Source organism: Pantoea phytostimulans (assembly GCF_046118715.1).
Lineage (GTDB): Bacteria > Pseudomonadota > Gammaproteobacteria > Enterobacterales > Enterobacteriaceae > Pantoea > Pantoea phytostimulans.
In genome coordinates this window covers 378,479-405,269 of the sequence record NZ_CP173698.1, presented here as the reverse complement: position 1 = coordinate 405,269, position 26,791 = coordinate 378,479, and the positions used below count along the sequence as shown (strand labels likewise).

Here is a 26,791-nt window from a genome sequence, read left to right as displayed (position 1 = left end):
AGAGCCGGATGGCGACGCCACTTTTTCGACAGGGATTTATCGATAGCCAGCAGCAGCCTACGCTGCAAGGCACGCTGGTGTTGCCGGTTCAGGGTAATCTCACGCTGCTTGCTGCGATCTCTTTACTCCTCTTGCTGCTGCTCATCTTGTTTCTGGCTTTTGGTAGCTATACGCGTAAAGCGCAGCTTCAGGGCATTATTTTGCCTGCTGCCGGGCTGTTTCACATCACCAGCCCGCGCGATGGCTATGTGCAGCGCCTGATGTTTCATGAAGGAGAGACTGTCTCGCCAGATGCCACGCTGTTGCAACTCAGTACGTCATCATTACAAGGGATAGGCGACGACAATTTACAGGCGCAGCGTGATTCGTTAGCGCGTCAGTTACAGCACCTGGTGCAGCAACTTATGCAGGAACAGGCGTTGATGCAGTTGCAACAGCAGCACAGCGAACTGCATCGTCAGCAGTTGTTAGCGGAGAGGGTCAGCGCTGACCATACGCTAACCCTTGCCAGGCAGAGATCAGCACTATTGAAACGCGATGCCACGCGCTTTCAGCAACTCCATCAGCATCAGTTCGTTTCAACCCGTGAACGCGAACAGCAGCAGCTGATGCTCAATGAAGCGCAGCTGGCAGAAACGCAGTTGCATCAGCAAAAGCAGCGGCTGGAACGCGAACTTATTCAGCTTGATACCAGCCAGCTGCAACAAAACCAGCAGTTTGCCATCCGTCGCGAAACGCTGCTGGGCCAACAAGCGTTACTGCAACAACAGCAGTTAGCGCTGGCGGCTCAGGGCGAAAGCCATATTCGGGCGCCGGTTGCCGGTCAAGTAGCGGCCTTGCTGGTGAAAGCCGGTGAAAGTGTGCGCGCCGGTGAACGCCTGTTGACGTTATTGCCCGCTGATGCACAGCTACAGGCAGAGCTTTACGCCCCGAGCAGCGCGGTGGGATTTATCCAGCCCGGTCAGCGTGTAGGATTGCGGCTTAATGCATTCCCCCATGAGAAATTCGGTATTCAGTGGGGCAAAGTGCAAACCATGACGCTGGTGAGCCTGCAAGCCGGCGATGTCTTGCCGCGCCAGCTGGCCACCTGGCAGCGCAGCGAGGCGCATTATCGCATCGTGGTCGCATTGGATAGCGCCACGCTGCGCGCCTACGGACGCGACGAGCCGCTGCGCCCCGGCATGACATTAAGCGGTGCAGTAGAGCTTGAGCAGCGCTATTTGTGGGAATGGCTGTTAGAGCCGCTTTGGGCGTTGCGGGGTAATTTGTGATGCGCTATGAGATTCGCTGGCGGCGTCGTATGCCGCTGATCATGCAAACTGAATCAGCGGAATGTGGGCTGGCCTGCCTTGCAATGGTACTCGACCACTTCGGTCAACGCTGCGATCTTGCCAGCCTGCGCAACCGCTTTTCGCCCTCCTCTCAAGGCATGCGCCTGAATGAACTGTTGGCTTGTGCCGAAGCCTGTGAACTGCAAGGGCGTGCGCTGCGGCTGGAGATGGATCAGCTGCGGCAGTTATCCTGCCCGGCGATTCTGCACTGGGATAACCAACATTTCGTGGTGCTGGTAAAAGTCTCACGCCACGGGATTGTGATTCACGATCCCGCGGCTGGCCGCACAACACAAAGCTGGGCGGCTGTGAACCGCCATTTTACGGGTATTGCGCTGGCGTTAACGCCGCGTCCGGCGTTTGTGCCGCAGGATCAGCGCCGTGACATCGGCTTACGTCAGTTGTTGGGGCAATGTCATGGCTTGATCCCCGCATTGGCACGCATTTTTTGTTTTGCCTGCGTGCTTGAAGTCTTCGCCTTGGGCGCACCGTTGCTGAACCAAATGGTCATTGATGATGTGCTGGTAGCGCGTGACAGCAGTTTGTTGACGCTGATTACATTGGCGCTATTGCTGCTAGTCGCGGTGCAAACGCTGCTCGGTCTGCTACGGCAATGGGCGATTTTATCGCTGTCGCTGTCGCTCAATGTGCAGTGGAGCCAGAACGTATTTCATCATCTACTGCGTTTACCGATCGCCTGGTATGAAAAGCGTGATACCGGCGGGATCAGCGCGCGTTTTGATGCGGTAAATACGTTGCAAAGCACCTTGACCAACACGCTACTCAGCGCGCTGCTTGATGCCCTTTTGGTTCTCACGCTGTTAGCCATGATGATGAGCTACAGCATAAAATTGAGTGCTATCGCACTCGTCAGCGCCCTGCTCTATTTTTTGCTGCGGCTGGTGGCCTATCGCCCTTTTCGTCAGGCGACCGAGCAAAGTTGGCAAGCTGCAACGCGTGAAAACAGCCATTTTCTTGAAACGCTGCAAGGCGTGCTGAGCCTGCGTATCAATGCGGCTATGTCGGCGCGAGAGAGTGCCTGGCTGCAGCTTAATAATGCCCGACGTAATGCCGAACTGGCTGAGCAAAAGCTGTCGATGCTGTTTGGTGTCATTGAAATTGCCTTGTTGAGCCTGAGCGCCGCGCTGGTGTTATGGCTGGGCGCAACCGAAGTGCTGGAGGATCGTTTCACTGTTGGGATGCTGGTGGCGTGGCTCAGCTTTCAGGGTCGCTTCTCCAGCAGCATCAGCAACCTCACCGACAGCTTGTTTAGCTGGTTACAGGTTGGCGTCTATCGCGAGCGGCTGGCCGATATTGTGCTGACGCCGCTGGAGGCCGCCGCTAATCTGCGGCCTGAACCTCTCGTTACGTCATCTGCGCACGTTATCGAGGCGCATCAACTCCGCTTCCGTTATCACCCCAACGCGCCATGGTTGTTGGATAACGCCACATTTACCTTGGGTGCCAATGAAATAGTGGCGATTACCGGCCCCTCAGGCTGCGGTAAAACCACGCTGGCTAAACTGCTGCTGGGGCTACATCCATTAGAAAGCGGCGAAATTATCTTATTGGGTCAGCGGCTCAGCGCGCAGCATTGCGCTAACGTGCGGCAAAACGTTGGCTGCGTGTTACAGGAGGATCGACTATTTAGCGGATCGATTCTGGAAAACATTACGCTGTTTAGCCAACCCGCCGATCGAGAATGGGCGCAACACTGCGCAAGTCAGGCGCAGATTGACGATCATATTCAGCGCTTACCGATGGGATATCAGACCTTATTAGGCGAACTCGGCGGCGCGCTCTCTGGCGGCCAGCGTCAGCGCTTACTGCTAGCACGGGCGCTCTACAAACGGCCGCGTTTGTTGATTCTTGATGAAGCCACCAGCCAGCTCGACAGCGAAAACGAACGCCTGATCGCCAACGTGCTGCGCGATTTACATTTACCGGTGTTGCTGATCGCGCATCGGCCTGAAACCCTTGCCAGCGCCGATCGGGTGCTGATATTGCAGCAGGGTCAACTGTTGCCTTGGGCGAATACAGACACGCCTTAACCCCATGCACTGTTAAGCCCAGAATCGAACCCGATCATTTTTCTGTCATACAACGCGCGTATCACACTGCAAATACCGGGTGCGAAATGGCATCTGCAACCTGAAAGCCGAGGTATGCCATGAGTGAAAACAGCGTCTCTTCCCCAATAAACCGAGGGCGTCCTAATTTCGACAGCAAAGGCAACCGATATTCGAAGCCGCTGTTTCTCATTCTGCTGGTATCAGGTTTAGCCTTTGCCGGTCTGAATTTATTTCATGATGTCGAAGAAACCGGTGCGCCAGTGACCAGCTACGTGCCCTTTCTGCTGCTGGGTTTAGCGCTGCTAATTGCGCTTGGTTTCGAATTCGTCAACGGTTTCCATGACACCGCCAATGCGGTGGCGACGGTGATTTATACGCACTCGCTGACACCGGGCGTTGCGGTGGTCTGGTCAGGCATTTGCAATTTTCTTGGCGTGCTGCTCTCTAGCGGCGTGGTGGCATTCGGTATTATTTCATTGCTGCCGGTTGAGTTGATTTTACAAGCCGCCAGCGGCAGCGGCTTTGCCATGGTTTACGCGCTGCTGTTCTCAGCGATTATCTGGAATCTTGGCACCTGGTATTTTGGCCTTCCTTCTTCCTCATCCCACACGCTGATCGGATCGATTATTGGCGTAGGTGTGGCGAATGCCTTGCTGCACGGCCGCAGCGGTTTGAGTGGTGTCGATTGGGATCAGGCATTAAAAGTGGGTTATTCACTGCTGCTTTCGCCGATTGTGGGCTTCGTTTGTGCCGCCCTGTTGCTGTGGGCGATGAAGATGTTGATCCGCAATCGTCAGCTTTATCAGGCACCGGCAAACGATCAGCCACCGCCAGTCTGGATCCGCGGTATGTTGATCCTGACCTGCACCGGTGTTTCGTTTGCGCATGGATCAAATGATGGGCAAAAAGGCATGGGATTGATCATGCTGATCTTAGTCGGCACCATGCCGATCGCTTATGCGCTTAACCGCTCGCTGCCCCCCGATCAAATTCCGCGCGTGGCGGCATTAACCCAGGTGACTGAACAGCAACTGCTGCAAATTCAACCTGCCGCTAATCCGCTGCCGCCCTCGCGTGAGGTGCTCACCGAATTCGTGCGCAGCAGCACCCTGAATCCAAACGTTCTGCCCGCGCTGGCAATGACGCTAAGTGATATCGGCGACCAGATTCGTCGTTATGGCTCAATGGAAAATATCCCGGCTCAGTCTGTTTCCAATACTCGCAACCAGATGTATCTGGCATCAGAATCGATCAAGCATTTGCAAACCGCTGAAGCCAGGTTGCCGGAAGAGACCGCTCGCAATTTAACAGCGATGAAGCATGAGCTGGACAGCGCAACGCGCTTTATCCCGATGTGGGTAAAAGTGGTGGTGGCGATCGCGCTGGGGCTGGGAACCATGGTGGGATGGCGACGAATTGTCGTTACGGTGGGAGAGCGCATTGGTAAAACTCATCTTACCTACGCGCAAGGTGCCAGCGCCGAATTAGTGGCAATGATGACGATTGGTGCTGCCGACGGCTTTGGCCTGCCGGTTTCAACTACTCATGTTCTCTCTTCGGGCGTTGCCGGCACCATGGCTGCGAACCGCTCAGGTTTGCAAATGTCCACATTGCGCAATCTTGCCGTTGCCTGGATATTAACGCTGCCGGTTTCTATTCTACTTTCAGCCCTGCTTTATGCGCTGTTTATCCATTTTTAATCAAATGACGTTGCGCGTCATAATACCGCGCAACGCTTATTGGCTCTGACGCGAACGTCGCAAATGCAGCCGTAACGTCATCAGCATTGCACCCAGCACCATCATTGCGGCTGCCAGATAGACTGATTGCATGCCCCAATGGCTGATAAACAATCCCGCCACCGGACCGGTTAATCCCAGCCCTAAATCCAGAAAAGCTGAATAGGTACCCAATGCAGCACCCTGATCCTGCCGCTGAACCTGTTTTACGGCTTCAACGCCCAGAGCCGGGAAGATCAACGAGAAGCCGCAGCCGGTAAGAAAGGCGCCGAACCCTACGACCATTGCACTGTCGGCTTGCCAGATGATAATCAAGCCCAAACATTCCAGCAGAAAAGAGCCGAGCGACACCTTTAAGCCGCCAAAACGCGTGATGTAACGGCCAAAACCCAAACGCACCATCACAAAACCCAGGCTGAATACCGACAGCGCCAAAGCTGCGCCACTCCAGTCTCGGCTGGCAAAATAGAGCGTAATAAAGGTGGCGATAACACCAAAACCGATGGTGCCAAAACCCAGCGCCATGCCGTATAACCAGACACGCGAAAAGACGCGATGGAAAGGCGTACGTTCACCGACGCTCACGCTAACCGCAGGTTTACTACTCGCCAGCAAATAACCGCCAATGCCCATTAAAGCAATCAATCCGGCAAAACCGCTCATGCCAAACCAATTATTGAGCATCACACCCAGCGGAGCACCAATTGCCATGGCCAGATAGGTTGCAACACCATTCCATGAGATAACGCGCGCCGTTTGCAATGGCCCAACGACGTTCATGCCCCACAAAGTTGAACCGGTGCTGCTGAAGCTTTCACCTACGCCAAGGAACAAGCGCCCCAGTGCCAGCAGGCCCAAACTGAGCATCGGTGAATGACTCATAAGCGCTGCCAGAATGGTAAGCACGCCGCTCATGCCACAGCAGATCAATCCCAGCATCACCACGCGTTTTGGCCCGAGGCGATCGGCAAGAATGCCCGATTGCGGACGGCTGAGTAAGGTCGCAAAGTATTGCAAACTGATGATTAATCCGGCGATAAACGCGCTAAACCCCAGCTGATTTTTAACAAAACCGGGCAGCACCGCCAGCGGCAGACCGACAGAAAGGTAACAAAAGAAGGTGAAGATGATGACGGAGAGAATACGTTTGTTGAGTTGGCTGTTACTCAATACAGCGACGTCAGACATAGCAGGCTTTTAATAGAGGTGGAAATATCGTCCATCATACCCTTAGCATGCTAACCAGTCGCCTGCTTTTTTATCACAAGCCGTGAACAGCCGCATGACGATCAATCGCTAAAGCAATGTCACTCGAGATTTTTAACGCACGGATTTCGCTGAATAATCCGTCCGCTTCGCGATAAGCTTTGCGCAGGTAGCCGAGCCACTGTTTGATGCGTGCGACATGATAAAGTCCGGTGTCGCCCTGCTTTTCCAGGCGGGTATATTTTTGCAGCAACGCAACGACATCCGGCCACGGCATTGGCGCTTCGTTATATTTCACAACCCGACTCAGATTGGGCACATTGAGCGCACCGCGACCCAGCATTACCGCATCACAACCCGTTATTCGTAAGCAGTCTTGCGCGCTTTGCCAGTCCCAAATTTCACCGTTGGCGATAACAGGAATGCGCAGTCGCTGACGTATTTCGCCAATCGCCTGCCAGTTGATCGCTTCGGCGCGATAACCGTCCTCTTTAGTACGACCGTGCACCGCCAGCTCGCTGGCTCCAGCCTGTTGCACTGCATCAGCAATTTCCATGCTGCGCGCACTGGAATCCCAGCCAAGGCGCACTTTTACCGTCACCGGCAAGTCTGCGGGAACGGCTTCACGCATCGCTTTAGCACCGCGATAAATCAATTCGGGATCTTTGAGTAATGTGGCTCCGCCACCGCTGCCGTTCACTAATTTGGAAGGACAACCGCAGTTGAGGTCAACGCCCCAGGAACCGAGTTCTGCCGCACGCGCGGCATTCTCAGCGAGCCATTCAGGATATTGCCCCAGCAGCTGCAAACGCACCCGCGTACCGGATGGCGTGCGGCTGGCATTTTGCAGCTCGGGGCAAAGACGATAAAAGGATTTTACCGGCAGCAACTGATCAACTACGCGCAAAAACTCAGTGATGCATAAATCGTAGTCGTTCACTTCCGACAGCAACTGGCGAACCAGCGAATCAAGCACGCCTTCCATCGGCGCCAGTAAAACCCTCATCGCTTAGACGTTCCCGGTACGCTTCGCAGCGGCAGGACGACGTGGATGCGCAGGCTTATCGCCATGCGTGGTTGACGCTGGTCCCTGACGACGCGGCTGTGGTGCACGTTTGTCACCCGAAGAGCGAGGCGCTGAAGAAGATGAACCGCCTGGGCCGCGACCACGGCCACCGCCGCCGCCGCGCGTTTGCTGCTGCTGGCGACCATTCTGGATCGGTTCAGCTTTAATGCTTGGATCGGGCTCGTAACCAGCCATCGCTACGCGTGGAATTTCACGCTTCAGCATACGCTCAATATCACGCAGCAGTTTGTGCTCATCTACGCAGACCAGCGACAGTGCGGCACCGGTTGCGGCTGCACGACCGGTACGGCCGATACGGTGTACGTAATCTTCAGCAACGTTTGGCAGCTCGTAGTTAACGACGTGCGGCAGCTCTTCAATATCCAGGCCACGCGCAGCGATGTCTGTGGCCACCAGCACACGAATGCCACCCGATTTGAAGTCAGCCAGTGCACGAGTACGCGCGCCCTGACTTTTGTTACCGTGAATCGCTGCGGCTGTGATGCCATCTTTGCCGAGCAGTTCAGCCAAATGGTTAGCACCGTGTTTGGTACGGGTAAAGACCAACACCTGCTGCCAGTTGCCTTCGCCGATCAGCTGGGACAGCAGTTCGCGCTTACGCTTCTTATCAACAAAATAAACTTGCTGAGAAACCTGTTCAGACGCCGTGTTGCGGCGCGCCACTGCAACCTCTTCTGGATTATGCAGCAGTTTTTCCGCCAGACCTTTGATCTCGTCAGAGAAGGTGGCAGAGAACAGCAAGTTTTGACGCTTGGCGGGCAGTTTTGCCAACACGCGACGAATGTCGTGGATGAAGCCCATATCCAGCATGCGGTCTGCTTCGTCCAGTACCAGCACTTCAACCTGTGACAGGTCAACCGCGTTCTGATGGACCAGATCCAGCAGACGGCCTGGCGTAGCAACCAGGATATCGACGCCGCCACGCAGCTTCAACATCTGTGGATTAATGCTCACGCCGCCAAATACCACTAGCGAACGCAGCGGCAAATACTTGCTGTATTCGCTAACGTTTTCACCAACCTGTGCGGCCAGTTCACGGGTTGGGGTCAAAATCAGGGCGCGAACCGGACGACGGCCACGCACGGCGCCTGTTTTAGCACTGAGCTTTTGCAATAACGGCAACGTAAATCCGGCCGTTTTGCCGGTGCCGGTCTGGGCACTTGCCAGCAGATCGCGGCCTGCCAGCACCACAGGAATCGCCTGGCGCTGAATAGGAGTGGGTTCGCTGTAGCCTTGTTCAGCGACCGCGCGCAAAATATCGGCACTCAGGCCGAGAGAGTCAAAAGACATTAAGTGTTGTACTCCGGTCCGCTCTGACCGTGATTCACGGTGTAGTTTTCAGAGGGATAGTGACGCCAGCTGGTGCTGACGCGTGAAAAGGGCGCAAACTACGATGCGTAAGCGGGCGAGTGTAGCAGCTTTAATACAAAGGCGCGAGATAGCTCACATTTCCTGACAGAAATTGCTGAATGGATTTTTCGGTGAGGTGAGATGAAAGAATGGCAAACGTGATTTAAAACAACAACGATGAGAGCGGAAACAAAAAGGCCACCTTGCGGTGGCCTTTAACTTAGCTACGTTTTTTCTCGATGCGCCGCGTCGGCTCTTTCGCCAGCAGCGACACCAGCGCCGGTCCCACTAACATCACCAGGCCCAGACAGGCCAACAGCAGATTGTTATGGAAAATGCGGGACACCAGGAACAGCGTCATCATTGCCGCGCCAAAGTAGTAAGTGGTGGTCGCTTCTTCAAGGTAATCACCCAAAGTGCGTAAACGAGCACTACGCTGCGTGACCAGCATGGCGATAAACACCGCCACATAAGCCGCCACCAGGGTACTGCACACTTCAACCAGTGCTCTGTGTTTCCAGCCCCAGACCAGCGCCACAATTATCAACAGGTGCAGCGCGATATGCGCATACGTTTGACCCGTGGTAATTTGAATACGATTAGACCATTTCATTTTCTTCTCCTGGCGAACCTCAGAGGTCGCCCAAGTGCAACCGGCAAAGGCCGGTGACGTGTTTCCTCAATGTAAAGCAAATTTCGGATAACGCCCTAAATATCGCCCTTCTTCACCATCTGTTTGTGACAAAGACTACACTTTGATCCAATTGATGATGAAAAGGAGTGCGTCGCGAGTATGCCACAAAACAAGCAAGGATTTTCATTTAAAGTCCTGACGATCAATACACACAAGGGTTTCGCCCCTTTCAACCGCCGCTTTATCCTGCCGGAACTGCGAGAAGCTGTACGTGCAACGTCAGCCGATGTGGTCTTCTTGCAAGAGGTAATGGGTACGCATGACATCCACCCTTTACACCATGAAAACTGGCCAGACACACCTCATTACGAATTTCTTGCCGATACCATGTGGAACGATTTCGCCTACGGGCGCAATGCGGTTTATCCCGAAGGACATCATGGCAACGCCGTTTTATCCCGCTTCCCGATTCTTGAATATGAAAACCGGGACATCTCCGTTGCCGGCAGTGAAAACCGCGGCATGTTGCACTGCAAAGTTGCCCTGCCAGAACCGCACGGCACGCTGCACGTTATTTGCGTGCATTTGGGGTTAAAAGAGGCGCATCGCCACGCACAAATGAAAATGATGTGCGAGATGATCGCTTCGCTGCCAGCGGACGCACCGCTGGTGGTAGCGGGTGACTTTAACGACTGGCAGCATCGTGCCAATAAAATCTTAAAACATGGCGCAGGTCTGAAGGAGGTGTTCAGTATGACAACGGGTCGCCCAGCGCGTACCTTCCCGGCACGCTTCCCAGTGTTACGCCTGGATCGCATTTACGTGCGCAATGCGACCGTGAGTCATCCCTGGTTGCTTCCGCGCAAACCCTGGTCACATCTTTCCGATCATGCGCCGCTAGCCGTGGAGATTCATCTATGAATTTTCATTGGCAAGACGGTAATAAGCTGCGTCTGCTGGAAAACGGCGACGAATTTTTCCCTCGCGTATTCGGCGCTATTCAGCGTGCCGAGCGCACGCTCATGCTTGAAACATTTATTCTGTTTGAAGATGAGGTGGGCAAAGCGCTGCACCGTGAATTACTGGCAGCGGCTAAACGCGGCGTAAAAATCGAAGTGATGGTGGACGGCTACGGCTCGCCCGATCTCTCCGATGCGTTTGTTAACAGCCTGACCGGCGCGGGCGTGCGCTTTATTTACTACGATCCGCGCCCGCTGGTAATGGGTATGCGCACCAATGTCTTCCGTCGGTTACACCGTAAAATCGTGGTGATTGATGATGTGATCGCTTTCGTTGGGGGCATCAATTTTTCCGCTGAACACAACACCGATTATGGCCCCGAAGCCAAGCAGGATTATGCGGTGGAAGTGAAAGGCCCGGTGGTAGCGGATATTACCCGTTATGTAGAAAGCGCCATGGGCAGCGAACAAACCACGCGTCGCTGGTGGGGTTCACGCTCGCATCGTCCGGCAAAAAATGCCACGCCGGGTGATGCACAGGTGTTGTTTGTTTACCGCGATAACGACGATCACCGCGACGACATCGAAATGCACTATCTCGACATGCTGCGTGACGCCAAAGAGGATGTGATCATTGCCAACGCCTACTTCTTCCCTGGCTACCGTTTACTGCGCGAGATGCGTAATGCGGCCCAGCGTGGCGTACGTGTCAGGTTGATTGTACAAGGCGCACCGGATATGCCGATTGTGAAAGTGGGCGCGGAGATGCTTTACAACTATCTGGTGGATGCAGGCGTTGAAGTTTATGAATATATCCGCCGTCCGCTGCACGGCAAGATCGCCGTAAAGGATCAGCAATGGTCAACGCTCGGCTCGAGTAATCTTGATCCGCTGAGTTTGTCACTCAATCTGGAAGCGAACTTAATCATTCACGATCGCCAGTTTAACCAGACGCTGCGCGATAATCTGGAGCATTTGCTGGCGGAAGATTGCCAGCGCGTACAGGACGATAAATTGCCGCCACGCAACTGGTGGAATCTCACCAAAGGCGTGATTGTGTTTCACTTCCTGCGCCATTTCCCGGCCATTGCCGGTTGGCTACCTGCCCATACGCCACTTCTGGCTCAAGTTGATCCGCCGGTGCAACCGTCGATGGAGACGCAAGATCGGGTTGAAACAGATAACGAAGGAGCGAAGTCCTGATGGCGAAAAAGCATCCGCGCTGGCAACTGGCGAAAAAAATACTGACCGGGCTCTTCTTTATTGCGGTGATTGTGCTGTTGGTGGTCTACGCACGTAAAGTGAACTGGGAAGATGTCTATGAAGTGATCGTTAACTACAACCGTTTTGTGGTGTTAATCGCTGCCGGTTTGGTCGTGGTGAGTTATCTCACTTACGGTTGTTATGACTTGATTGGTCGCGCTTACTGTGGTCATAAGCTGGCGAAGCGCCAGGTGATGCTGGTCTCATTCATCTGTTATGCGTTCAATTTGACGCTGAGCACGTGGGTGGGCGGTGTGGCGATGCGCTATCGCCTCTATTCACGTTTGGGTTTAGACAGCGGCACCATTACGCGTATTTTCTCGATTAGCATCGCCACCAACTGGCTGGGTTATATTTTGCTGGCAGGCATCGTGTTCACGGCGGGCATGGTGTCGATCCCCGAAGGCTGGTTTATTGGTGAAACAACGCTGCGGTTGATTGGTGCCGTTTTACTGGTGGTAGTGCTGATTTATCTTTGGGCCTGCGCCTTTTCCAAACGCCGTCGCTGGACAATTAAAGGCCAGACATTGCAACTGCCATCGCTGCGCATGGCGGTGCTACAGTTTGTGGTTTCCTGTGCCAACTGGATGGTAATGGGCACCATCATTTGGCTGCTGCTGGGCCGGGATGTCGGTTATCCGATGGTGCTGGGCGTATTGTTAATCAGCAGTATCGCAGGCGTGATTATTCATATTCCTGCAGGCATTGGCGTGCTTGAGGCGGTGTTCCTGGCGTTATTGAGCGGTCAACACACCACGCATGGCGCTATTATTGCCGCGCTGCTGGCTTATCGCGTGCTCTACTTTATTTTGCCGCTGCTGCTGGCGCTGGTGCTTTATCTGTTGCTTGAAAGCCGGGCGAAGCATCTTCGCGAGAAGAATGAGAAGAAGTTGCAGAATTCATCGTGAGGTTGTACGGCTTTTTGAAGGGTACTGGCCGGGTTTGAGATTGTGCTGGCTATCCCCCACCTCGCTCCTCCCCCACGCGTGGGGGAGGAAGACGCTGCCTTATGTCAGCCCGGAGCCTGCATAGAAGACGCTGCTTTATGTTAGCTCGGCGCCTGCATAAATGCGCGTTACGCACATGGGGCAGCGTCTCCTTCCCCTAGTAACATGGGGGAAGGTCGGGACGGGGAACAATCAACGTCAAACCGAAATTAACACTCTCTGCAAAAATCAGCGGCGGTTGCCAAAAATTCTCAGCAGCATCAGGAACAGGTTGATGAAGTCGAGATACAAGGTCAGCGCGCCCATGATTGAATAACGACGCAGATTCTCTGTGTCACGCACATCAATCTGCTCACCGATGTTTTTCAATTTCTGTGTGTCATAGGCGGTTAATCCCACAAACACCACCACACCAATGTAGGTAATCGCCCACATCAACGCCGGGCTTTTCAGCCAGAAGTTTACCAGCGATGCTAATACGATGCCGATCAACGCCATAAACAGCAAACTACCAAAACCGCTGAGATCGCGTTTGGTGGTGTAGCCGTAGAAGCTCATCGCGCCAAACATGCCGGCGGTGACAAAGAAGGTGCTGGCAATCGACGAATAGGTATAAACCAGGAAAATACTCGCCATCGTCAAACCGGTTAGCGCCGAATAGAGCATAAACAGGCCGGTTGCGACCGCGCCGCTCAGGCGATGAACCATGCCAGACAGGAAAAATACCAGTGCCAGCTGCGCGATGATCAAGCCAAAGAAGGTGATGCGGTTAGCAAACACCAGCTCCATCAACGCTGGCGTACGCGCAGCAAACCAGGAGACAAACGCGGTAAGCAGCAATCCGCACGTCATCCAGCCATAAACCTGCGCCATATAGGCCTGCAGCCCGCGGGTTGCAGGCTGAACAATTGAATCATTACGTGGATATCGGTCCATGATGCACCTCTTGTTAATCGGATTTGGACACACCCCGCGAAATGGGGCCTCGCTAAGTGTGGCACAGCTCAGCTCAACTGTGCCACAACGCAGACGTTAACGGCGCGACATGCACTGCTGATAGCGGCTATCGACACGCTGTGCAAACCACGCCGTGGTGAGATTACGGGTAATTTTAGGGCTTTCCAGCTTGATGCCTGGCAACATTTCACGCGGCACGCGGCGGCCTGCCATTTTATCGGCCAGCGTGAACACCTGTTTCCAGAGATCGCTGTCGCTAAAATCTGCCTTTTCACCTTTTTCTAAATCATCGCGAATTTCGCTGTTACTCATATCAATCCGCTTCGCCAGCGTCCGCACGGCTAATTCAGTGGAGCCCGCTTTTTCAGAACCGTAAAGAATTAAATCGCCATCCAGCGCCAGTTTCATACCCGTTGCGCGTGCTACGGCAGCCTGGAAAGCAGCGTTACGACTCGCGTACCATCCCGCGTTGAAATCTGCAAAGCGATAAAGCGGCTGACTGTAATCCGCCGGATAACCCAGCAGATGCATGATGCCGAAATACATGCCGCCGTGGCGGGTAAAGACTTCGCGACGAATGGAGCCGTCAACCGGCCACGGATACCCTTCGGCATGCGCTTCGGCAAAGTCGATGCTGACCTGCATCGGTCCGCCAGTATGAATCGGATTGAGGTTGCCAAACAGTTTTTGCCCCATCGGCACCATATCAATGAAATCATCAAAAATAGCGCTCAACTCTTTTTCACTGCGTACTTTATCCAGTCGTGCAGCGTAACTTTCGCCGTTGGATGATTTAATCATCAGCGCCGTCCGCACGACAAACGCCGGAACATGCACTTTAGCGGCGCGGCGATCAATTTCGCCCCAGGCAATTTTAGGTAAGCCTGACACCGCCGCTTCAGCACTGAAATTAGATTCCTGAGCGGCAACGGCAATCACTGAGCACAAATTACTGGCGCTGGGATCGATCTGTTGAGTACGGAATGAAGTGTAAATGTCATCAGCCCAGCCCGCTTTATTGCTCACCTGTGCGGGCAGGAGCTTTTGAATTTGTGCCTTAACATCAGCGGGTTGACGAACCGGCGCTTGCGGTTCTTTTTTAGTGCTACAGCCCGCCAGCACTAACACAGCAACCAGCGTCAGCCGTTGCAAAAGAGATGGAGATGACATACCTGTCCTCGGAAGAAACCAAACGACTACCTTATCATTGCAACGCAATAGACGGCAGGTGCGATTTTCTGAACTACTTTTATCTTTTTAAGGTTAAAAGGATGGAACATGTTGAAAATCTTACCTCTCGCTGCGCTTACCCTGTTATTAGTCGGTTGTGGCGGCAATAATTCTCCGGCCAACGTCAACGCGCCGGGCGCACCTACGTCCCCTTCCCTTAAAGTGCTGGAAACCGGCGCGGATGCCTTGCAATCCCGCCCACCTATTGACGCTATCAGCGCCTACCTTGATGGGTTTCATTTTTACAATGGTGATCAAAATGGTCAGATGGAAGCGCATCACTACGTTACGGTGTTAAACGAAGATGTGATGCAGGCGGTGATTTACGACGGCAATACACGCGACGCAAAACTCATGGGCGTGGAATACATTATCAGCGAGCGGCTGTATAAAACGCTACCACCGGAAGAGAAGAAGCTGTGGCACAGCCATCAATATGAAGTGAAATCGGGTTCATTGATTGCGCCAGGTTTACCGGCTACGGCCGATCATGCGTTGATGAAACGCATCGCTAATACCTACGGGAAAACCTGGCATACCTGGCACACCGATCGCGATAAAAACTTACCGATGGGCATTCCGGCGTTGATGATGGGCTTTACGGCTGACGGCCAACTCGATTCTCGTCTGTTGGCCGATCGCGATAAGCGCTTTGATGTGGACAGTAAAAAAATCCGTGCTGAGCGCGCCGATATTGTGACGCATCCCGTGGTACCCGGTGCAAATGCCTGGGAACAAGGTCAGGTTATTCAGTTGAAGCGTGTTACCGGCGGCGGTGAGCATGCCCATGGCGAAACGCACTTCGCGCCCGCCGAGCAGCTTAAAAAACCTTAATCCCAGCGCTGGGCTGACTGATGATCGCTGTCACGCGCATCCACCCAGCGATCGCCGTCATCGGTGGCTTCGCGCTTCCAAAACGGCGCACGGGTTTTTAAGTAATCCATCACAAACTCCGCAGCGGCAAAGGCGCTGCTGCGGTGTGCGCTGGTAACGCCGACAAACACGATTTCATCGCCGGGAAACAGCTCTCCAATACGATGTATCACCGTTACACGCTGTAACGGCCAGCGCTGGCGCGCATCATCGACAATGTCCTGCAATGCTTTCTCGGTCATGCCGGGATAATGCTCCAGCGTCAACGCCGCAACGTTGTCCCCTAAATTGTGATTGCGCACTTTGCCGGTGAACGTCACTACCGCGCCATCTTCGTGACGTGCCGCCAGCCAGCGATACTCTTCAGCCATGTCAAAAGGCGCATGGCCAACACGAATTTGCGTTTCCATCTATCCTCCCGTTACCGGTGGAAAGAAGGCCACTTCATCGCCCGCACGCAGCGGATGCGTCATTGGCACCAGGGTTTGATTGACCGCAGCCAGCAGCTTGCCGGACTCTAACGCCAGCGCCCAGCGGTCGCCCTGTTCTGTCAGCGCGCTGCGTAATGCTGCGACATCAGGATAGTCGGTTGTTATCTCAAGTTCGCTGGTGCCGATTAATTCGCGCACTTGGGCAAAAAACAGCACTTTGATCATGCTTCACCTGCCTGAAAATCACCCGATTTGCCGCCGCTTTTGCTCAGTAAGCGCAGTTGATCGATAACGATATCCTTCTGCACCGCTTTGCACATGTCGTAAATGGTCAGCGCCGCCACCGAAGCAGCGGTCAACGCTTCCATCTCAACGCCGGTTTTACCGCTCAAACGGCACAGCGAGGTTATGCGCACGCGATTGAATTCTGGCTCTGCAACCAAATTGACTTCAACCTTGCTCAGCATCAGCGGATGGCAAAGCGGTATCAGCTCCCAGGTACGCTTAGCGGCCTGAATGCCCGCAATGCGTGCAGTAGCAAAAACATCACCTTTGTGGTGGCTGCCTTCAACAATCATTTGCAGCGTTTCGGGCTTCATCAGCACCAGCGCTTCAGCCTGTGCTTCGCGCACTGTTTCCGCTTTGGCTGAGACATCCACCATGTGCGCTTCGCCTGCGGCGTTTATGTGTGTGAGTTGTGACATGCTTACAGTTTCTTCAAATGTGAAACGAAATTACACGGACGCGTACGCGCATCCAGCTGATCGGCAATAATGCGTTCCCACGCGCTGCGGCAAGCATTGGTTGAGCCAGGCACGGCAAAAATCAGCGTTTGATTCGCCAGGCCAGCAACAGCCCTTGATTGCAGCGTAGAACTGCCAATTTCTTCATAGGAAATCATGCGGAACAACTCACCGAATCCACTGATTTCACGGTCAAACAGCGGCAGCAGCGCTTCTGGCGTGCTGTTCTTTAGATTGAAACCGGTGCCGCCATTGATAATCACCACCTGAATATCTTCACTGGCAATCCAGCGTGAGACGATGGCGCGAATGCGGTAGAGATTGTCGGGGACGATGGCGTGGTCAATCACGCTGTGTCCGGCTTCGCGGGCAGCTTCACGCAGATAATCACCGGACGTATCATTACTGGCTTCGCGGCTGTCCGAAACGGTGAGCAGCGCAATTTGCACCGGTTGGAATTCGCTGGTTGGTTTACCCATGATTGCTCCTTAATTATCCGCCAATGTAGGACAGGTTCTGCGTAATACCCGTATTGCCCTGATGCAGAAAATGTGTCTGTTTTTTCTTACCCAGACTGCTGGCGATGCGCGCCTGCAGTTCCTGTTGCTGATCATCCGAAGCGAGCAAATCTCGCAGCGGAAGGCCGCCGTCGCCGAACAAGCAAAGATGCAGATTTCCCTGTGCAGAGACGCGCAGACGGTTGCAGCTGGCACAAAAATCTTTGGAATAAGGCATGATCAAACCGATCTCACCGACGTAATCAGGGTGATAAAACACCTGCGCCGGGCCATCGCTGCGCCCGCTTAAGCGGCGCTGCCAACCCTGCGCGATCAACTGATCGCGAATCACTTCGCCGGAAACGTGTTGCTGGCGGAAAAGCGCGCCGCCTTCGCCCGTTTCCATCAGTTCGATGAAACGCAGTTGAATTGGACGGGTACGAATCCATTCCAGGAAGGTCATCAGATTATGACTGTTGATATCGCGCATCAGCACGCTGTTGACTTTGACCTGCTGAAAGCCAGCGTCAAAGGCGGCATCAATGCCTGCCATGACCTGATGAAACTTATCCTGGCCGGTAATAGCATGAAACTGGCGGGCATCCAGGCTGTCGACGCTGACGTTGAGCGCGGTCAAACCGGCGTCGCGCCACTGTTTGACGTCGCGCGCCAGGCGATAACCATTGGTGGTAACCGCAATATGGCGTATTGAGGCGTTTTCACGCACTGCAGCAATGATGTCCGTGAAATCACGGCGCAGCGAGGGCTCGCCGCCTGTCAGACGCACTTTTTCAGTGCCTGCAGCAGCAAACGCACGCGTGACGCGGCGAATTTCATCCAGCGAGAGAAAACTTTTGTTGCGGATGCCGTGCGGTTTGTAGCCGTCCGGCAGACAATAGGTACAACGGAAGTTACACACATCCGTGACCGATAAGCGCAAGTAGTAAAACTTGCGCTCAAATGCATCAGTAAATTGTGACACCTGGACACCTTTCCAAATTCGGGAGATGCAGTCATTTCTTTCTGCACCCTGGCAGCGCGAAGGCTACGGCCTGAATCCCCTATCTTGCGACTTAGGCACTCAGGCTAGAGTGTACGTTGACCTTATGATCAACGCGGTTAGTATGATGGTAGCGCGAAATTTCACACGATTCCACCGGCTGTTTTCGCTATATATTTGATGATATAGCGAATTTTCACCGCATTTTCGCAGCAGGATACGTTAAAATACGCCGCAGAATTTGCTGTATGTCATCCCTGCCCGGACTTGCGCTTAAAAGAGCCATAATCTGGGCGCGTTTTAAGGAGAAGTATGAATCGAACACTGGCCGATCTCGATCGCGTCGTGGCTTTAGGCGGCGGACATGGATTGGGACGCGTGATGTCAGCGCTGTCACCGCTCGGTTCTCGCCTGACCGGCATTGTCACCACCACCGATAACGGCGGATCAACCGGACGTATTCGTCGCTCAGAAGGCGGCATTGCATGGGGCGACATGCGCAACTGTTTAAACCAGCTCATTGCTGAACCCAGTGTCGCTTCAGCCATGTTTGAATATCGCTTTTCTGGCAATGGTGAACTGGCGGGACACAATTTAGGTAATCTGATGTTGAGAGCGCTGGATCACCTTAGCGTTCGCCCGTTAGAAGCCATCAATATCATTCGCAATTTATTAAAGGTTGATGCGTTTCTCATTCCGATGTCCGAGCAGCCGGTTGATTTGGTGGCGCTCGATAGCGAAGGCAACATGGTTTACGGCGAAACCGATATTGATGAGATGAAGCAACCGCCGCAAGAGATGATGCTGCATCCCAACGTGCAACCCACGCGTGAAGCGTTGGAAGCCATTGCTGAAGCTGATCTGATCCTGATTGGTCCCGGCAGTTTCTATACCAGTCTGATGCCCATTTTGTTAATGGATGAGATGGCACAGGCGTTGCGCCGCACGCCAGCCACCATGGTGTTTATCGGCAACCTGGGACGAGAACTTAGCCCCGCAGCCGCTAATCTGACCGTCGCTGATAAGTTAGAAATGATGGAGCGCTATATTGGCAAGCGAGTAATCGATGCCATTGTGGTGAGCCCAGCCGCAGATATCAGCAACGTCGAAAATCGGTTGATCGTGCGTGAACCGCTGGAAGCCGCCGACATTAAATATCGTCACGACCGCCAGCTGCTACGCGTCGCGTTGGAACACGCGATTCAGGGATTTAACTGAGCTACGATGCCGCAATAAACAGCGTGCGCAGTTCATGCAGCTGATCGCGCACGTTGGCTGCCTGTTCGAACTCCAGGTTCTGCGCATGCTGCTGCATCTGCCCTTCCAGTTCATGAATCTTTTTCTGCAACGCCTGTGGCGTCAATGACAGGTAATCAGCTTCGGCATCAGCGGCGCCTTTGCGGGTCGACTTACCTTTGCCGCGCACTTTCGCCACGTTGTTACCCAGTTCCAGAATATCGGTAATCTTCTTATTCAGGCCCTGCGGCACAATGCCATTTTCCTCGTTGTACAGTCGCTGCTTCTCGCGGCGGCGCTCGGTTTCCTCAATAGCCCGCGCCATTGATGGCGTGATTTTATCGCCGTAGAGAATTGCTTTGCCGTTAATGTTACGCGCCGCACGTCCTATAGTCTGAATCAGCGAGCGTTCAGAACGCAGGAACCCCTCTTTATCGGCGTCCAGAATCGCCACCAGCGACACTTCTGGCATATCCAGGCCTTCACGAAGCAGGTTGATACCGACCAGCACATCAAACTCGCCCAGACGCAAATCACGGATGATCTCCATACGTTCAACCGTATCGATGTCCGAGTGGAGATAACGCACCCTTTCACCGTGCTCTTCGAGGTATTCGGTGAGATCTTCCGCCATGCGTTTGGTTAACACCGTCACCAGCACACGCTCTTTGACTGCCACGCGCTGACGGATTTCTGATAACAAATCGTCAACCTGTGTCCCAACGGGACGTACTTCGAGGATCGGATCCAGTAACCCGGTGGGACGCACCAACTGATCGATCACTTCAGTGCCCGATTTTTCCAGCTCATATTTACCCGGCGTCGCCGAAACATAAATCGTCTGGGGCGCCAGCGACTCAAACTCTTCAAACTTCATTGGGCGGTTATCCAGCGCCGACGGCAGACGGAAACCGTATTCCACTAACGTCTCTTTACGCGCCCGGTCGCCTTTATACATACCGCCAATTTGCGGAATGGTAACGTGCGATTCATCCACCACCAGCAGGCCATCTGCCGGTAAGTAATCAAATAAGGTCGGTGGCGCTTCGCCTGGCCCGCGTCCCGAAAGATAGCGCGAGTAGTTTTCGATACCAGAGCAATAACCCAGTTCACCCATCATCTCGAGATCAAATTGAGTACGCTGCGTAATGCGCTGCTCTTCCAACAGTTTGTTGTTTTCCAGCAAATTTTTCCGACGATCGGCCAGCTCGACTTTGATCTCTTCCATCGCCTGCACAATGCGCTCGCGTGGGGTGACGTAGTGCGTTTTAGGGTAAATCGTGAAGCGCGGGATCACCGATTCCACTTGGCCGGTCAGCGGATCAAACAGTGACAGCCGCTCTACCTCTTCATCAAACAGCTCAACACGCAACGCAATATCATCCGACTCTGCCGGGAAGATGTCGATCACTTCGCCGCGCACGCGGAACGTACCGCGCTGGAAAGCCTGATCGTTACGCGCATATTGCAGCTCTGACAGGCGACGCAAAATGCTGCGCTGATCGATGATCATGCCGCGCGTCAGATGCAGCATCATTTTTAAATAGAGATCAGGATCGCCCAAACCATAAATGGCTGACACCGAAGCCACCACAATGACATCGCGGCGTTCCAACAGCGCTTTGGTCGCGGAGAGACGCATCTGCTCAATGTGTTCGTTTACCGAGGCGTCCTTTTCAATAAAGGTATCGGAGCTGGGAACATAAGCTTCTGGCTGATAATAATCGTAATAAGAGACGAAGAATTCCACGGCGTTATCGGGGAAAAACTCTTTCATTTCACCATACAGCTGCGCCGCCAGCGTTTTGTTAGGTGCCAGCACCATGGTGGGACGATTGAGATCGGCAATGACGTTGGCCACGGTGAACGTTTTCCCCGAGCCGGTTACGCCTAACAGCGTTTGATGGGCCAATCCATCCTCAAGCCCCTCTTCCAGACGGCGAATCGCTTCGGGCTGATCGCCAGAAGGTTTGAAAGCGGAGTTCAATTTAAAGGCTTTACTCATGAATGCGGTTCCTGCTGAAGAAGTCGGCGGGCAGGCAATCATTTTACTCTGCTATGGTGATTTTGCCAGAAATAAATACTGGATATAAAAACAGTAATGATGCACAGTTATGGAGAACCCCGCTGCGCCGTATTAACAAGATTGATAGCCCGCAACGTTAATTCTTGTTGCGCAAGGTTATCCCCAAGCAGAGCTTGATTTTAACATTTGTCAATAGAGCGTCATAAAATTACAGTTTGATTAACTGGCAGATAATCCTTAGGCTTGTTTTTTACTAATTCATTGATTTATATTGTTTATGCAGAAAAGCCCAGTTTCTCATCACAATGTAAGCAAGCCGCGTATTTCCTCGCTTCTAACCTGTTTTCATGAGCTAATGCACAAGGTTATCCACAGGAATGGTGGATAACTGAGGGCAGCCCAATCGCCATAGGCTGTGTATAATTTTTTCCCGCATTAGTTCCCTGCTAAAAATATTTTTTTTTCGATTTAATTTCACCACTTTCCCTCATGTATTAACTATGCTTTTGGAGCCTTAGCGTAAAAATTATGCATCCGAAGCGCGGGCCAAGGGCCATTCTTAATCAGACTCTATGCCTTCTAAATGTACAGATGCACCAGCAACGTTAAGCATTCCGCACCGTTAATGTGCATGCCTTTTATCACCCCGAGCAATTGTTAAGCATTGCTCATATTTTGCTGCGCTTTTTCCCGTCCAGTACGCTAAATTAGGCTTTTTTAGGAATTTGGCCTGGTAATTGCAGTACTCATTCCAGTACGTATCACAGCGCCAACCGGCGCACTGTGCGGCAATGGCGTTAACGCCATCGTTGATGACTTGTTTGCCAGACGACAAAGAGCGGAAGCATTCAGGCTAATTATCTGGAAGGAGTGTGTCAGATGCTGAGTTTACGTTCGGTGAATCAGTTTTACGGTCAAAATCACATCTTGTGGGATGTGGATCTCGATCTGCCGCCCGGCACCTGCACCGGTGTTTTGGGTCGTCCCGGCATGGGCAAAACCACGTTAGTTAACTGCATCATGGGTAAGCTGCCGATCAATAGCGGCTCAATATTTTGGCAGGAGAATGGCGCGCCGCCGGAGAATCTTCTGCTACAGCCGGCTGAACAGCGTGCGCGCAGAGGGATCGGTTACGTGCCGCAAGGTCGCCATATTTTTACGCAGATGAGTGTTGAAGATAATTTATTGATTGGCCTGTTGGCTGGTGCGGCGCAGACGGATCGCCATCGCGCCATTCCGGAAATGGTTTTCGACCTCTTTCCGGCACTCTATTCCTTACGCCAACAGCGCAGCGGCGATCTTCCCATCGATCAGCAACAGCAGCTTGCGCTGGCGCGCGCACTGGTTTTACAGCCTAAGCTTTTGATTCTGGACGAACCCAGCGACGGTATGTCGCCTTGGCTCGAAGAGGAAATGGGCAATTTGATTCGCCGCCTCAATCTGGATTATGGCATGACCATATTGCTGCTGGAGCAGCGCGTGTCACTGATTCGACGTGTAGCCGATTACTTTTTCCTGCTGCATCGCGGACGCAATGTGGCGCAAGGAAAAGTCGCCCAACTGGATGACAGTACCGTCAACAAATGGCTGACGGTAGCGTAATTTACTCAGGCAGGGTCAAATAAGCGCCGCAATCAGCGTGTTGAGCGATGTCGGTGAGATAGGGAATTTCACCGAGGCACGGTGCCGGTAAGCGCTGTTTTAGGGTGGCAAGGTATTCCTGATGGCGTTTTCCTGGCGGTACGACGGTGTTGGCGATCCAGCCCGCCAGACGCAGTCCGCGCGCCTGAATGGCATCGGCTGTCAGCATTGCGTGGTTGATACAGCCCAGTTTCACACCGACGACTAAAATCACCGGTAACTGTTCCGACGTTACCCAATCGGCGTAAGTATCGCGTTCTGACAGCGGCGTATACCAACCGCCCGCGCCTTCGATCAAAATCCATTCTGCCAACGGTTCCAGATCGCGCAGTCCAGCCGACAAGGTGCTGAATTCAATGGGCCGGCCCTCGTCTGCGCTGATGATATGCGGTGAAGTGGGTTCGACAAACGCCAACGGATTGATCTGCTGATAATCCAACGTCACGCTGCTATAGCGCTGTAAAGCCAGTGCATCGCTGTTGCGAATGCCTTCAGCGGTGATTTCGCAGCCCGAGGCCACCGGTTTGTAGCCCGCAGTACGATAACCTGCGCTGTTCGCGGCCTGCAGCAATGCGCTGCTGGCAACCGTTTTACCAACCTCAGTGTCGGTGCCAGTGATAAACCAGCGTTTCATGATGGGCTTACTCCATACATCAAATGGTAACTCATGCGAAATCCCTGCGCGTCTTGTGGCCAGTGTTTTTCTAGCTGTGCCAGACGCTGACGGGTTAATAAATGGCCTTCTCGCCCTGCATGCAGATGCGTTGCACCGATGCCTTTTAATGAACGCATCGCGCTAAGCGCATCAGGAAAATGCATTGTGATCACCTGCGCCTGACAATGTAATCCCTGCTCAACGCAGGCGGCAGTAATCTCCTGCTCACTCAGGAAGCGGTTAGCGTGGGCGACATCATCAATGTGCGACCACGCTTGATGCACCTCATGCAGCGATCCCGCGCTCAACGTGGAAAACAGCAAGCAGCCTTCAGGGCGTAAAACGCGTTTGAACTGGTGCAGCGCTGCACGCAAATTGTCACTCCACTGCACCACTAAATTGCTCCACACCACGTCCATGCTGGCATTGGCGAAAGGTAAAGCATCAATATCGCCCGCTAAATAGTGTTGCGCTACGTTATTCGCGCGCGCCTGTTGCAGCATTTGTGGTGACAAATCCAGCGCCGTGACCTGCTTGCCGCGCTGCCGCCAGGTGCGGCTATACCAGCCCGTTCCACATCCTGCATCTAACAGCTTGTCACCGGTTTGCGCCGGGGCTAGTGCCAGCAAGGCGTCGCCGCTTAAACGTTGCAGCTCGGCGTGGCGATCGTAATGCAGCGCAGCACGCCCAAAGGCGCGAGCCACGGCGCGTTTATCTACCTGCAGCGTCATGCAGCGCCTCCAGTAACAGATCGATATCTTCCGGCGTGTGCGCCGCAGTCAAGGTAATACGCAAGCGCGCGGTGCCTGGCGGCACGGTCGGTGGTCGAATCGCGCTAACCCAGCAACCAGCATCAGCCAACGTTTTTGATAACGCCATCGCCTCGGCGTTGCCGCCAACAATCAACGGCTGGATGGCACTTTCTGATTGCATGAGCTTCCAGGGCAATGAAGCGGCACCAGCACGAAAACGTTGAATGTTGGCGTAAAGCCGCTGACGTAATGCATCGCCCTGTTGAATCTGCTGCAGCGCCGCCTGCAACGCGCAAGCTTGCGCGGGTGGCATGGCGGTTGAGTAAATCAGGTGACGTGAGAATTGCAGAAAATAGTCGGCAATAGCGTCATCACACAGCAGCGCTGCGCCGCTGACGCCAAAGGCTTTACCAAACGTCACTACCAGCAGCTCTGGCTTCACGGCTTGCTGCCAGCAGCTGCCGCGCCCTTGCTCTCCTACCACGCCAATGCCATGCGCATCATCCACCAGCAGCCATCCTTCAGCGCGGCGAGTCTGATCGGCAATATCGCGCAAGGGGGCGCTGTCGCCATCCATGCTGAAAATGCCTTCGGTCACGACCAGCGTTTCACCTTCACATGGCACCGCTAAGCGTGTTGCGAGGCTGTGCGAATCGTTATGGCTGAAACGCCGCAGCTGCGCCGGACTGTGGCTTGCGGCGTCAAGCAGCGACGCATGCGCCAGTTTGTCGGCAAGGATACGGTCGTTTTTTTCCGCCAGCAGATGGATCACCGCCTGATTAGCGGCAAAACCAGAGATAAACAGCAGCGCGCGCGAGTAGCCCAGCCAGTCTGCGAGCTGCGCCTCTAAATCGGCGTGCAGACGGTTAAAACCGGTGACGTGACTGGATGCGCCTGCGCCTGCGCCTGCGATGTCAGCGCCTCGCTGCCAGCCTGCGATTACCGCCGGATGCTGACTCAATCCGAGATAATCGTTACTGGAAAAATGGCGATAGCGCTTGCCCGCTAGCGTCAGCGAGCGAGTGTGGTTCTCTTCAGTGATATGCCGCTGACGCCAGCCATCAGCGGCTCGCCGCTGCGCCAGCGCCTGCGTAATACGATGCTGCCAACTCATTACACCGCCGCGTTGTAAAACTGTTCAGTGTCAGCATTGAATAGCTGCTCGCTTAACTGCTGCTGCTGTTCATTATCGCCATTTTGCGTGTGCGTATGCTCCGGGTTCAGGCCCAGTTTGCGAAACAGCAGCATGTCTTTGTCTTCTTCTGGGTTTGGCGTGGTCAACAGTTTGCAACCGTAGAAAATGGAGTTCGCGCCAGCCATAAAACACATCGCCTGCGTTTGCTCACTCATCTGTTCACGACCGGCAGAAAGACGCACATGCGAGCTCGGCATCATGATGCGCGCTACCGCAATGGTGCGGATAAAATCAAACGGCTCAACATCATCGTTATCGGCCATCGGCGTGCCTTTCACTTTCACCAGCATGTTGATGGGCACGCTTTCTGGTGGCGTAGGTAAATTCGCCAGCTGCACCAGCAAACCCGCACGATCGTTAATCGTTTCGCCTAATCCGACAATGCCGCCGGAGCAAACTTTAATGCCCGCGTCACGCACTTTTCCCAGCGTATCGAGACGTTCCTGATAGCTGCGCGTGGTGATAATGCTGCCGTAGAATTCGGGTGAAGTGTCGAGATTGTGGTTGTAAAAATCTAATCCCGCGCCAGCAAGACGCTGTGCTTGCGCCTCGCTGAGCGTGCCAAGCGTCATGCAGGTTTCCATGCCCATCGCCTTGACGCCTTCAACCATTTTTTCGAGGTAAGGCATGTCGCGATCGTTGGGGTTTTTCCACGCTGCGCCCATGCAAAAACGGCTTGAACCCGCCGCTTTGGCTTTGCGGGCAGAAATCAACACGTCGTCCACTTCCATCAGGCGTTCCGACTCAAGGCCGGTTTTGTAGCGCGCGCTTTGCGGACAATATTTGCAATCTTCCGGGCAGGCGCCGGTTTTGATAGATAACAAGGTGCTGACCTGCACCTGGCGCGGGTCAAAGTGCTGACGATGCACCTGCTGCGCTTCAAACATTAACTCGAGAAAAGGTTTATCAAACAGCGCTTGTGCCTGTGCGATTGTCCAACGTTGTGCCATTGCTTGCTCCAAAAAAG

The 26,791-nt window shown here is 53.8% G+C and carries 25 protein-coding genes and 1 riboswitch; of the genes, 9 read left to right on the top strand and 16 right to left on the bottom strand.

Going from position 1 to position 26,791, the window contains the following annotated elements; translation table 11 throughout:
• The first annotated feature begins 8 nt into the window (after window positions 1-8).
• From ACF2G4_RS01950 to ACF2G4_RS01940, 3 genes are all read left to right on the top strand, one after another.
• Entirely contained in the window at window positions 9-1,271 is a 1,263-nt protein-coding gene (locus ACF2G4_RS01950) for an HlyD family secretion protein (RefSeq protein WP_409075423.1), read from the top strand.
• Window positions 1,271-3,382 carry a peptidase domain-containing ABC transporter gene (locus ACF2G4_RS01945; protein ID WP_409075931.1) on the top strand — a complete coding sequence of 704 codons (2,112 nt, stop codon included), beginning with the start codon at window positions 1,271-1,273 and terminating at the stop codon, window positions 3,380-3,382. Before ACF2G4_RS01950 ends, ACF2G4_RS01945 begins: the two co-directional genes overlap by 1 nt.
• 119 nt (window positions 3,383-3,501) lie before the next feature.
• The gene (locus ACF2G4_RS01940; RefSeq protein ID WP_409075422.1) at window positions 3,502-5,103 is read left to right on the top strand and encodes an inorganic phosphate transporter; all 1,602 of its coding nucleotides are present in this window, start codon (window positions 3,502-3,504) and stop codon (window positions 5,101-5,103) included.
• A 36-nt stretch (window positions 5,104-5,139) separates the two neighbouring features.
• Here the strand turns inward: ACF2G4_RS01940 and ACF2G4_RS01935 are convergent, their stop codons facing one another.
• The 4 genes from ACF2G4_RS01935 to ACF2G4_RS01920 form a co-directional block, all read right to left on the bottom strand.
• Window positions 5,140-6,330, bottom strand: a complete 1,191-nt coding sequence (locus ACF2G4_RS01935) for an MFS transporter (protein WP_409075421.1) — start codon at window positions 6,328-6,330, stop codon at window positions 5,140-5,142.
• A gap of 73 nt (window positions 6,331-6,403) precedes the next feature.
• Complete coding sequence (gene dusC, locus ACF2G4_RS01930) at window positions 6,404-7,354, bottom strand: tRNA dihydrouridine(16) synthase DusC (protein WP_409075420.1); 951 nt, start codon at window positions 7,352-7,354, stop codon at window positions 6,404-6,406.
• Window positions 7,355-7,357: 3 nt separating this feature from the next.
• The gene (rhlE, locus tag ACF2G4_RS01925; protein ID WP_243078297.1) at window positions 7,358-8,725 is read right to left on the bottom strand and encodes an ATP-dependent RNA helicase RhlE; all 1,368 of its coding nucleotides are present in this window, start codon (window positions 8,723-8,725) and stop codon (window positions 7,358-7,360) included.
• Between the two features lie 280 nt (window positions 8,726-9,005).
• Window positions 9,006-9,398: a YbhQ family protein gene (locus ACF2G4_RS01920; RefSeq protein WP_215847277.1), complete on the bottom strand. Its 393-nt coding sequence runs from the start codon at window positions 9,396-9,398 to the stop codon at window positions 9,006-9,008.
• Window positions 9,399-9,578: 180 nt separating this feature from the next.
• On the opposite strand from ACF2G4_RS01920, the gene ACF2G4_RS01915 reads away from it, so the two are divergent.
• From ACF2G4_RS01915 to ACF2G4_RS01905, 3 genes are read left to right on the top strand one after another with little or no spacing between them, the layout of a single operon-like run.
• Window positions 9,579-10,340: an endonuclease/exonuclease/phosphatase family protein gene (locus ACF2G4_RS01915; RefSeq protein WP_215847278.1), complete on the top strand. Its 762-nt coding sequence runs from the start codon at window positions 9,579-9,581 to the stop codon at window positions 10,338-10,340.
• Entirely contained in the window at window positions 10,337-11,581 is a 1,245-nt protein-coding gene (gene clsB, locus ACF2G4_RS01910) for a cardiolipin synthase ClsB (protein ID WP_215847279.1), read from the top strand. The genes ACF2G4_RS01915 and clsB overlap by 4 nt, the downstream gene beginning before the upstream one ends.
• Entirely contained in the window at window positions 11,581-12,549 is a 969-nt protein-coding gene (locus ACF2G4_RS01905) for a lysylphosphatidylglycerol synthase domain-containing protein (RefSeq protein ID WP_409075419.1), read from the top strand. The genes clsB and ACF2G4_RS01905 overlap by 1 nt, the downstream gene beginning before the upstream one ends.
• Window positions 12,550-12,816: 267 nt before the next feature.
• On the opposite strand, the gene ACF2G4_RS01900 is transcribed toward ACF2G4_RS01905, so the two are convergent.
• Window positions 12,817-13,524 carry a Bax inhibitor-1/YccA family protein gene (locus ACF2G4_RS01900; RefSeq protein WP_215847280.1) on the bottom strand — a complete coding sequence of 236 codons (708 nt, stop codon included), beginning with the start codon at window positions 13,522-13,524 and terminating at the stop codon, window positions 12,817-12,819.
• Window positions 13,525-13,620: 96 nt separating this feature from the next.
• Window positions 13,621-14,715 carry a DUF1615 domain-containing protein gene (locus tag ACF2G4_RS01895; RefSeq protein ID WP_409075418.1) on the bottom strand — a complete coding sequence of 365 codons (1,095 nt, stop codon included), beginning with the start codon at window positions 14,713-14,715 and terminating at the stop codon, window positions 13,621-13,623.
• Window positions 14,716-14,826: 111 nt separating this feature from the next.
• Here ACF2G4_RS01895 and ACF2G4_RS01890 point away from each other — a divergent pair, with 111 nt between their 5' ends.
• Window positions 14,827-15,609: an OBAP family protein gene (locus ACF2G4_RS01890; protein WP_409075930.1), complete on the top strand. Its 783-nt coding sequence runs from the start codon at window positions 14,827-14,829 to the stop codon at window positions 15,607-15,609.
• Here ACF2G4_RS01890 and moaE read toward each other — a convergent pair.
• From moaE to moaA, 5 genes are all read right to left on the bottom strand, one after another.
• Window positions 15,606-16,058 carry a molybdopterin synthase catalytic subunit MoaE gene (gene moaE / locus ACF2G4_RS01885; RefSeq protein ID WP_243078301.1) on the bottom strand — a complete coding sequence of 151 codons (453 nt, stop codon included), beginning with the start codon at window positions 16,056-16,058 and terminating at the stop codon, window positions 15,606-15,608. The two genes, ACF2G4_RS01890 and moaE, sit on opposite strands and share 4 nt — an antisense overlap.
• Complete coding sequence (gene moaD / locus ACF2G4_RS01880) at window positions 16,059-16,304, bottom strand: molybdopterin synthase sulfur carrier subunit (protein WP_243078302.1); 246 nt, start codon at window positions 16,302-16,304, stop codon at window positions 16,059-16,061.
• Window positions 16,301-16,783, bottom strand: coding sequence for a cyclic pyranopterin monophosphate synthase MoaC (moaC, locus tag ACF2G4_RS01875; RefSeq protein ID WP_215847284.1), 483 nt, complete (start codon window positions 16,781-16,783; stop codon window positions 16,301-16,303). Before moaC ends, moaD begins: the two co-directional genes overlap by 4 nt.
• A gap of 2 nt (window positions 16,784-16,785) precedes the next feature.
• Window positions 16,786-17,301, bottom strand: coding sequence for a molybdenum cofactor biosynthesis protein B (moaB, locus tag ACF2G4_RS01870; protein WP_243078303.1), 516 nt, complete (start codon window positions 17,299-17,301; stop codon window positions 16,786-16,788).
• A 13-nt stretch (window positions 17,302-17,314) separates the two neighbouring features.
• Window positions 17,315-18,301: a GTP 3',8-cyclase MoaA gene (gene moaA, locus ACF2G4_RS01865; RefSeq protein WP_243078304.1), complete on the bottom strand. Its 987-nt coding sequence runs from the start codon at window positions 18,299-18,301 to the stop codon at window positions 17,315-17,317.
• Window positions 18,291-18,425, bottom strand: a riboswitch (molybdenum cofactor riboswitch). It overlaps the preceding gene by 11 nt.
• Window positions 18,426-18,631: 206 nt before the next feature.
• Here moaA and yvcK point away from each other — a divergent pair.
• A complete protein-coding gene (gene yvcK / locus ACF2G4_RS01860) occupies window positions 18,632-19,537 on the top strand; it encodes a uridine diphosphate-N-acetylglucosamine-binding protein YvcK (RefSeq protein ID WP_215847287.1) in 906 nt (301 codons plus the stop codon).
• 1 nt (window position 19,538) lies between these two features.
• On the opposite strand, the gene uvrB is transcribed toward yvcK, so the two are convergent.
• Window positions 19,539-21,560: an excinuclease ABC subunit UvrB gene (gene uvrB / locus ACF2G4_RS01855; protein WP_215847288.1), complete on the bottom strand. Its 2,022-nt coding sequence runs from the start codon at window positions 21,558-21,560 to the stop codon at window positions 19,539-19,541.
• A gap of 900 nt (window positions 21,561-22,460) precedes the next feature.
• Here uvrB and ACF2G4_RS01850 point away from each other — a divergent pair.
• Window positions 22,461-23,183 (top strand): ABC transporter ATP-binding protein, encoded by a 723-nt coding sequence (locus ACF2G4_RS01850; RefSeq protein WP_215847289.1) that lies wholly within the window; start codon window positions 22,461-22,463, stop codon window positions 23,181-23,183.
• Between the two features lies 1 nt (window position 23,184).
• On the opposite strand, the gene bioD is transcribed toward ACF2G4_RS01850, so the two are convergent.
• Genes bioD through bioB form a run of 4 tightly spaced genes read right to left on the bottom strand, consistent with a single transcriptional unit; the run spans window position 23,185 to window position 26,774 of the window.
• Window positions 23,185-23,856, bottom strand: a complete 672-nt coding sequence (bioD, locus tag ACF2G4_RS01845) for a dethiobiotin synthase (protein WP_332627382.1) — start codon at window positions 23,854-23,856, stop codon at window positions 23,185-23,187.
• Window positions 23,853-24,608 carry a malonyl-ACP O-methyltransferase BioC gene (gene bioC / locus ACF2G4_RS01840; protein WP_215847291.1) on the bottom strand — a complete coding sequence of 252 codons (756 nt, stop codon included), beginning with the start codon at window positions 24,606-24,608 and terminating at the stop codon, window positions 23,853-23,855. The genes bioD and bioC overlap by 4 nt, the downstream gene beginning before the upstream one ends.
• On the bottom strand, window positions 24,589-25,743 hold the full coding sequence (gene bioF, locus ACF2G4_RS01835; protein ID WP_409075417.1) for an 8-amino-7-oxononanoate synthase: 1,155 nt from the start codon (window positions 25,741-25,743) through the stop codon (window positions 24,589-24,591). The genes bioC and bioF overlap by 20 nt, the downstream gene beginning before the upstream one ends.
• On the bottom strand, window positions 25,743-26,774 hold the full coding sequence (gene bioB, locus ACF2G4_RS01830; protein ID WP_215847292.1) for a biotin synthase BioB: 1,032 nt from the start codon (window positions 26,772-26,774) through the stop codon (window positions 25,743-25,745). Before bioB ends, bioF begins: the two co-directional genes overlap by 1 nt.
• Between the last annotated feature and the right edge of the window lie 17 nt (window positions 26,775-26,791).

What these genes read in the sequence shown, in the direction of transcription:
- ACF2G4_RS01950 (WP_409075423.1), top strand. Translation starts at nt 9, where the DNA reads ATGGCGACGCCACTTTTTCGACAGGGATTTATCGATAGCCAGCAGCAG.
- ACF2G4_RS01945 (WP_409075931.1), top strand. Translation starts at nt 1,271, where the DNA reads ATGCGCTATGAGATTCGCTGGCGGCGTCGTATGCCGCTGATCATGCAA.
- ACF2G4_RS01940 (WP_409075422.1), top strand. Translation starts at nt 3,502, where the DNA reads ATGAGTGAAAACAGCGTCTCTTCCCCAATAAACCGAGGGCGTCCTAAT.
- ACF2G4_RS01935 (WP_409075421.1), bottom strand. Translation starts at nt 6,330, where the DNA reads ATGTCTGACGTCGCTGTATTGAGTAACAGCCAACTCAACAAACGTATT.
- dusC (WP_409075420.1), bottom strand. Translation starts at nt 7,354, where the DNA reads ATGAGGGTTTTACTGGCGCCGATGGAAGGCGTGCTTGATTCGCTGGTT.
- rhlE (WP_243078297.1), bottom strand. Translation starts at nt 8,725, where the DNA reads ATGTCTTTTGACTCTCTCGGCCTGAGTGCCGATATTTTGCGCGCGGTC.
- ACF2G4_RS01920 (WP_215847277.1), bottom strand. Translation starts at nt 9,398, where the DNA reads ATGAAATGGTCTAATCGTATTCAAATTACCACGGGTCAAACGTATGCG.
- ACF2G4_RS01915 (WP_215847278.1), top strand. Translation starts at nt 9,579, where the DNA reads ATGCCACAAAACAAGCAAGGATTTTCATTTAAAGTCCTGACGATCAAT.
- clsB (WP_215847279.1), top strand. Translation starts at nt 10,337, where the DNA reads ATGAATTTTCATTGGCAAGACGGTAATAAGCTGCGTCTGCTGGAAAAC.
- ACF2G4_RS01905 (WP_409075419.1), top strand. Translation starts at nt 11,581, where the DNA reads ATGGCGAAAAAGCATCCGCGCTGGCAACTGGCGAAAAAAATACTGACC.
- ACF2G4_RS01900 (WP_215847280.1), bottom strand. Translation starts at nt 13,524, where the DNA reads ATGGACCGATATCCACGTAATGATTCAATTGTTCAGCCTGCAACCCGC.
- ACF2G4_RS01895 (WP_409075418.1), bottom strand. Translation starts at nt 14,715, where the DNA reads ATGTCATCTCCATCTCTTTTGCAACGGCTGACGCTGGTTGCTGTGTTA.
- moaE (WP_243078301.1), bottom strand. Translation starts at nt 16,058, where the DNA reads ATGGAAACGCAAATTCGTGTTGGCCATGCGCCTTTTGACATGGCTGAA.
- moaD (WP_243078302.1), bottom strand. Translation starts at nt 16,304, where the DNA reads ATGATCAAAGTGCTGTTTTTTGCCCAAGTGCGCGAATTAATCGGCACC.
- moaC (WP_215847284.1), bottom strand. Translation starts at nt 16,783, where the DNA reads ATGTCACAACTCACACACATAAACGCCGCAGGCGAAGCGCACATGGTG.
- moaB (WP_243078303.1), bottom strand. Translation starts at nt 17,301, where the DNA reads ATGGGTAAACCAACCAGCGAATTCCAACCGGTGCAAATTGCGCTGCTC.
- yvcK (WP_215847287.1), top strand. Translation starts at nt 18,632, where the DNA reads ATGAATCGAACACTGGCCGATCTCGATCGCGTCGTGGCTTTAGGCGGC.
- uvrB (WP_215847288.1), bottom strand. Translation starts at nt 21,560, where the DNA reads ATGAGTAAAGCCTTTAAATTGAACTCCGCTTTCAAACCTTCTGGCGAT.
- ACF2G4_RS01850 (WP_215847289.1), top strand. Translation starts at nt 22,461, where the DNA reads ATGCTGAGTTTACGTTCGGTGAATCAGTTTTACGGTCAAAATCACATC.
- bioD (WP_332627382.1), bottom strand. Translation starts at nt 23,856, where the DNA reads ATGAAACGCTGGTTTATCACTGGCACCGACACTGAGGTTGGTAAAACG.
- bioC (WP_215847291.1), bottom strand. Translation starts at nt 24,608, where the DNA reads ATGACGCTGCAGGTAGATAAACGCGCCGTGGCTCGCGCCTTTGGGCGT.
- bioF (WP_409075417.1), bottom strand. Translation starts at nt 25,743, where the DNA reads ATGAGTTGGCAGCATCGTATTACGCAGGCGCTGGCGCAGCGGCGAGCC.
- bioB (WP_215847292.1), bottom strand. Translation starts at nt 26,774, where the DNA reads ATGGCACAACGTTGGACAATCGCACAGGCACAAGCGCTGTTTGATAAA.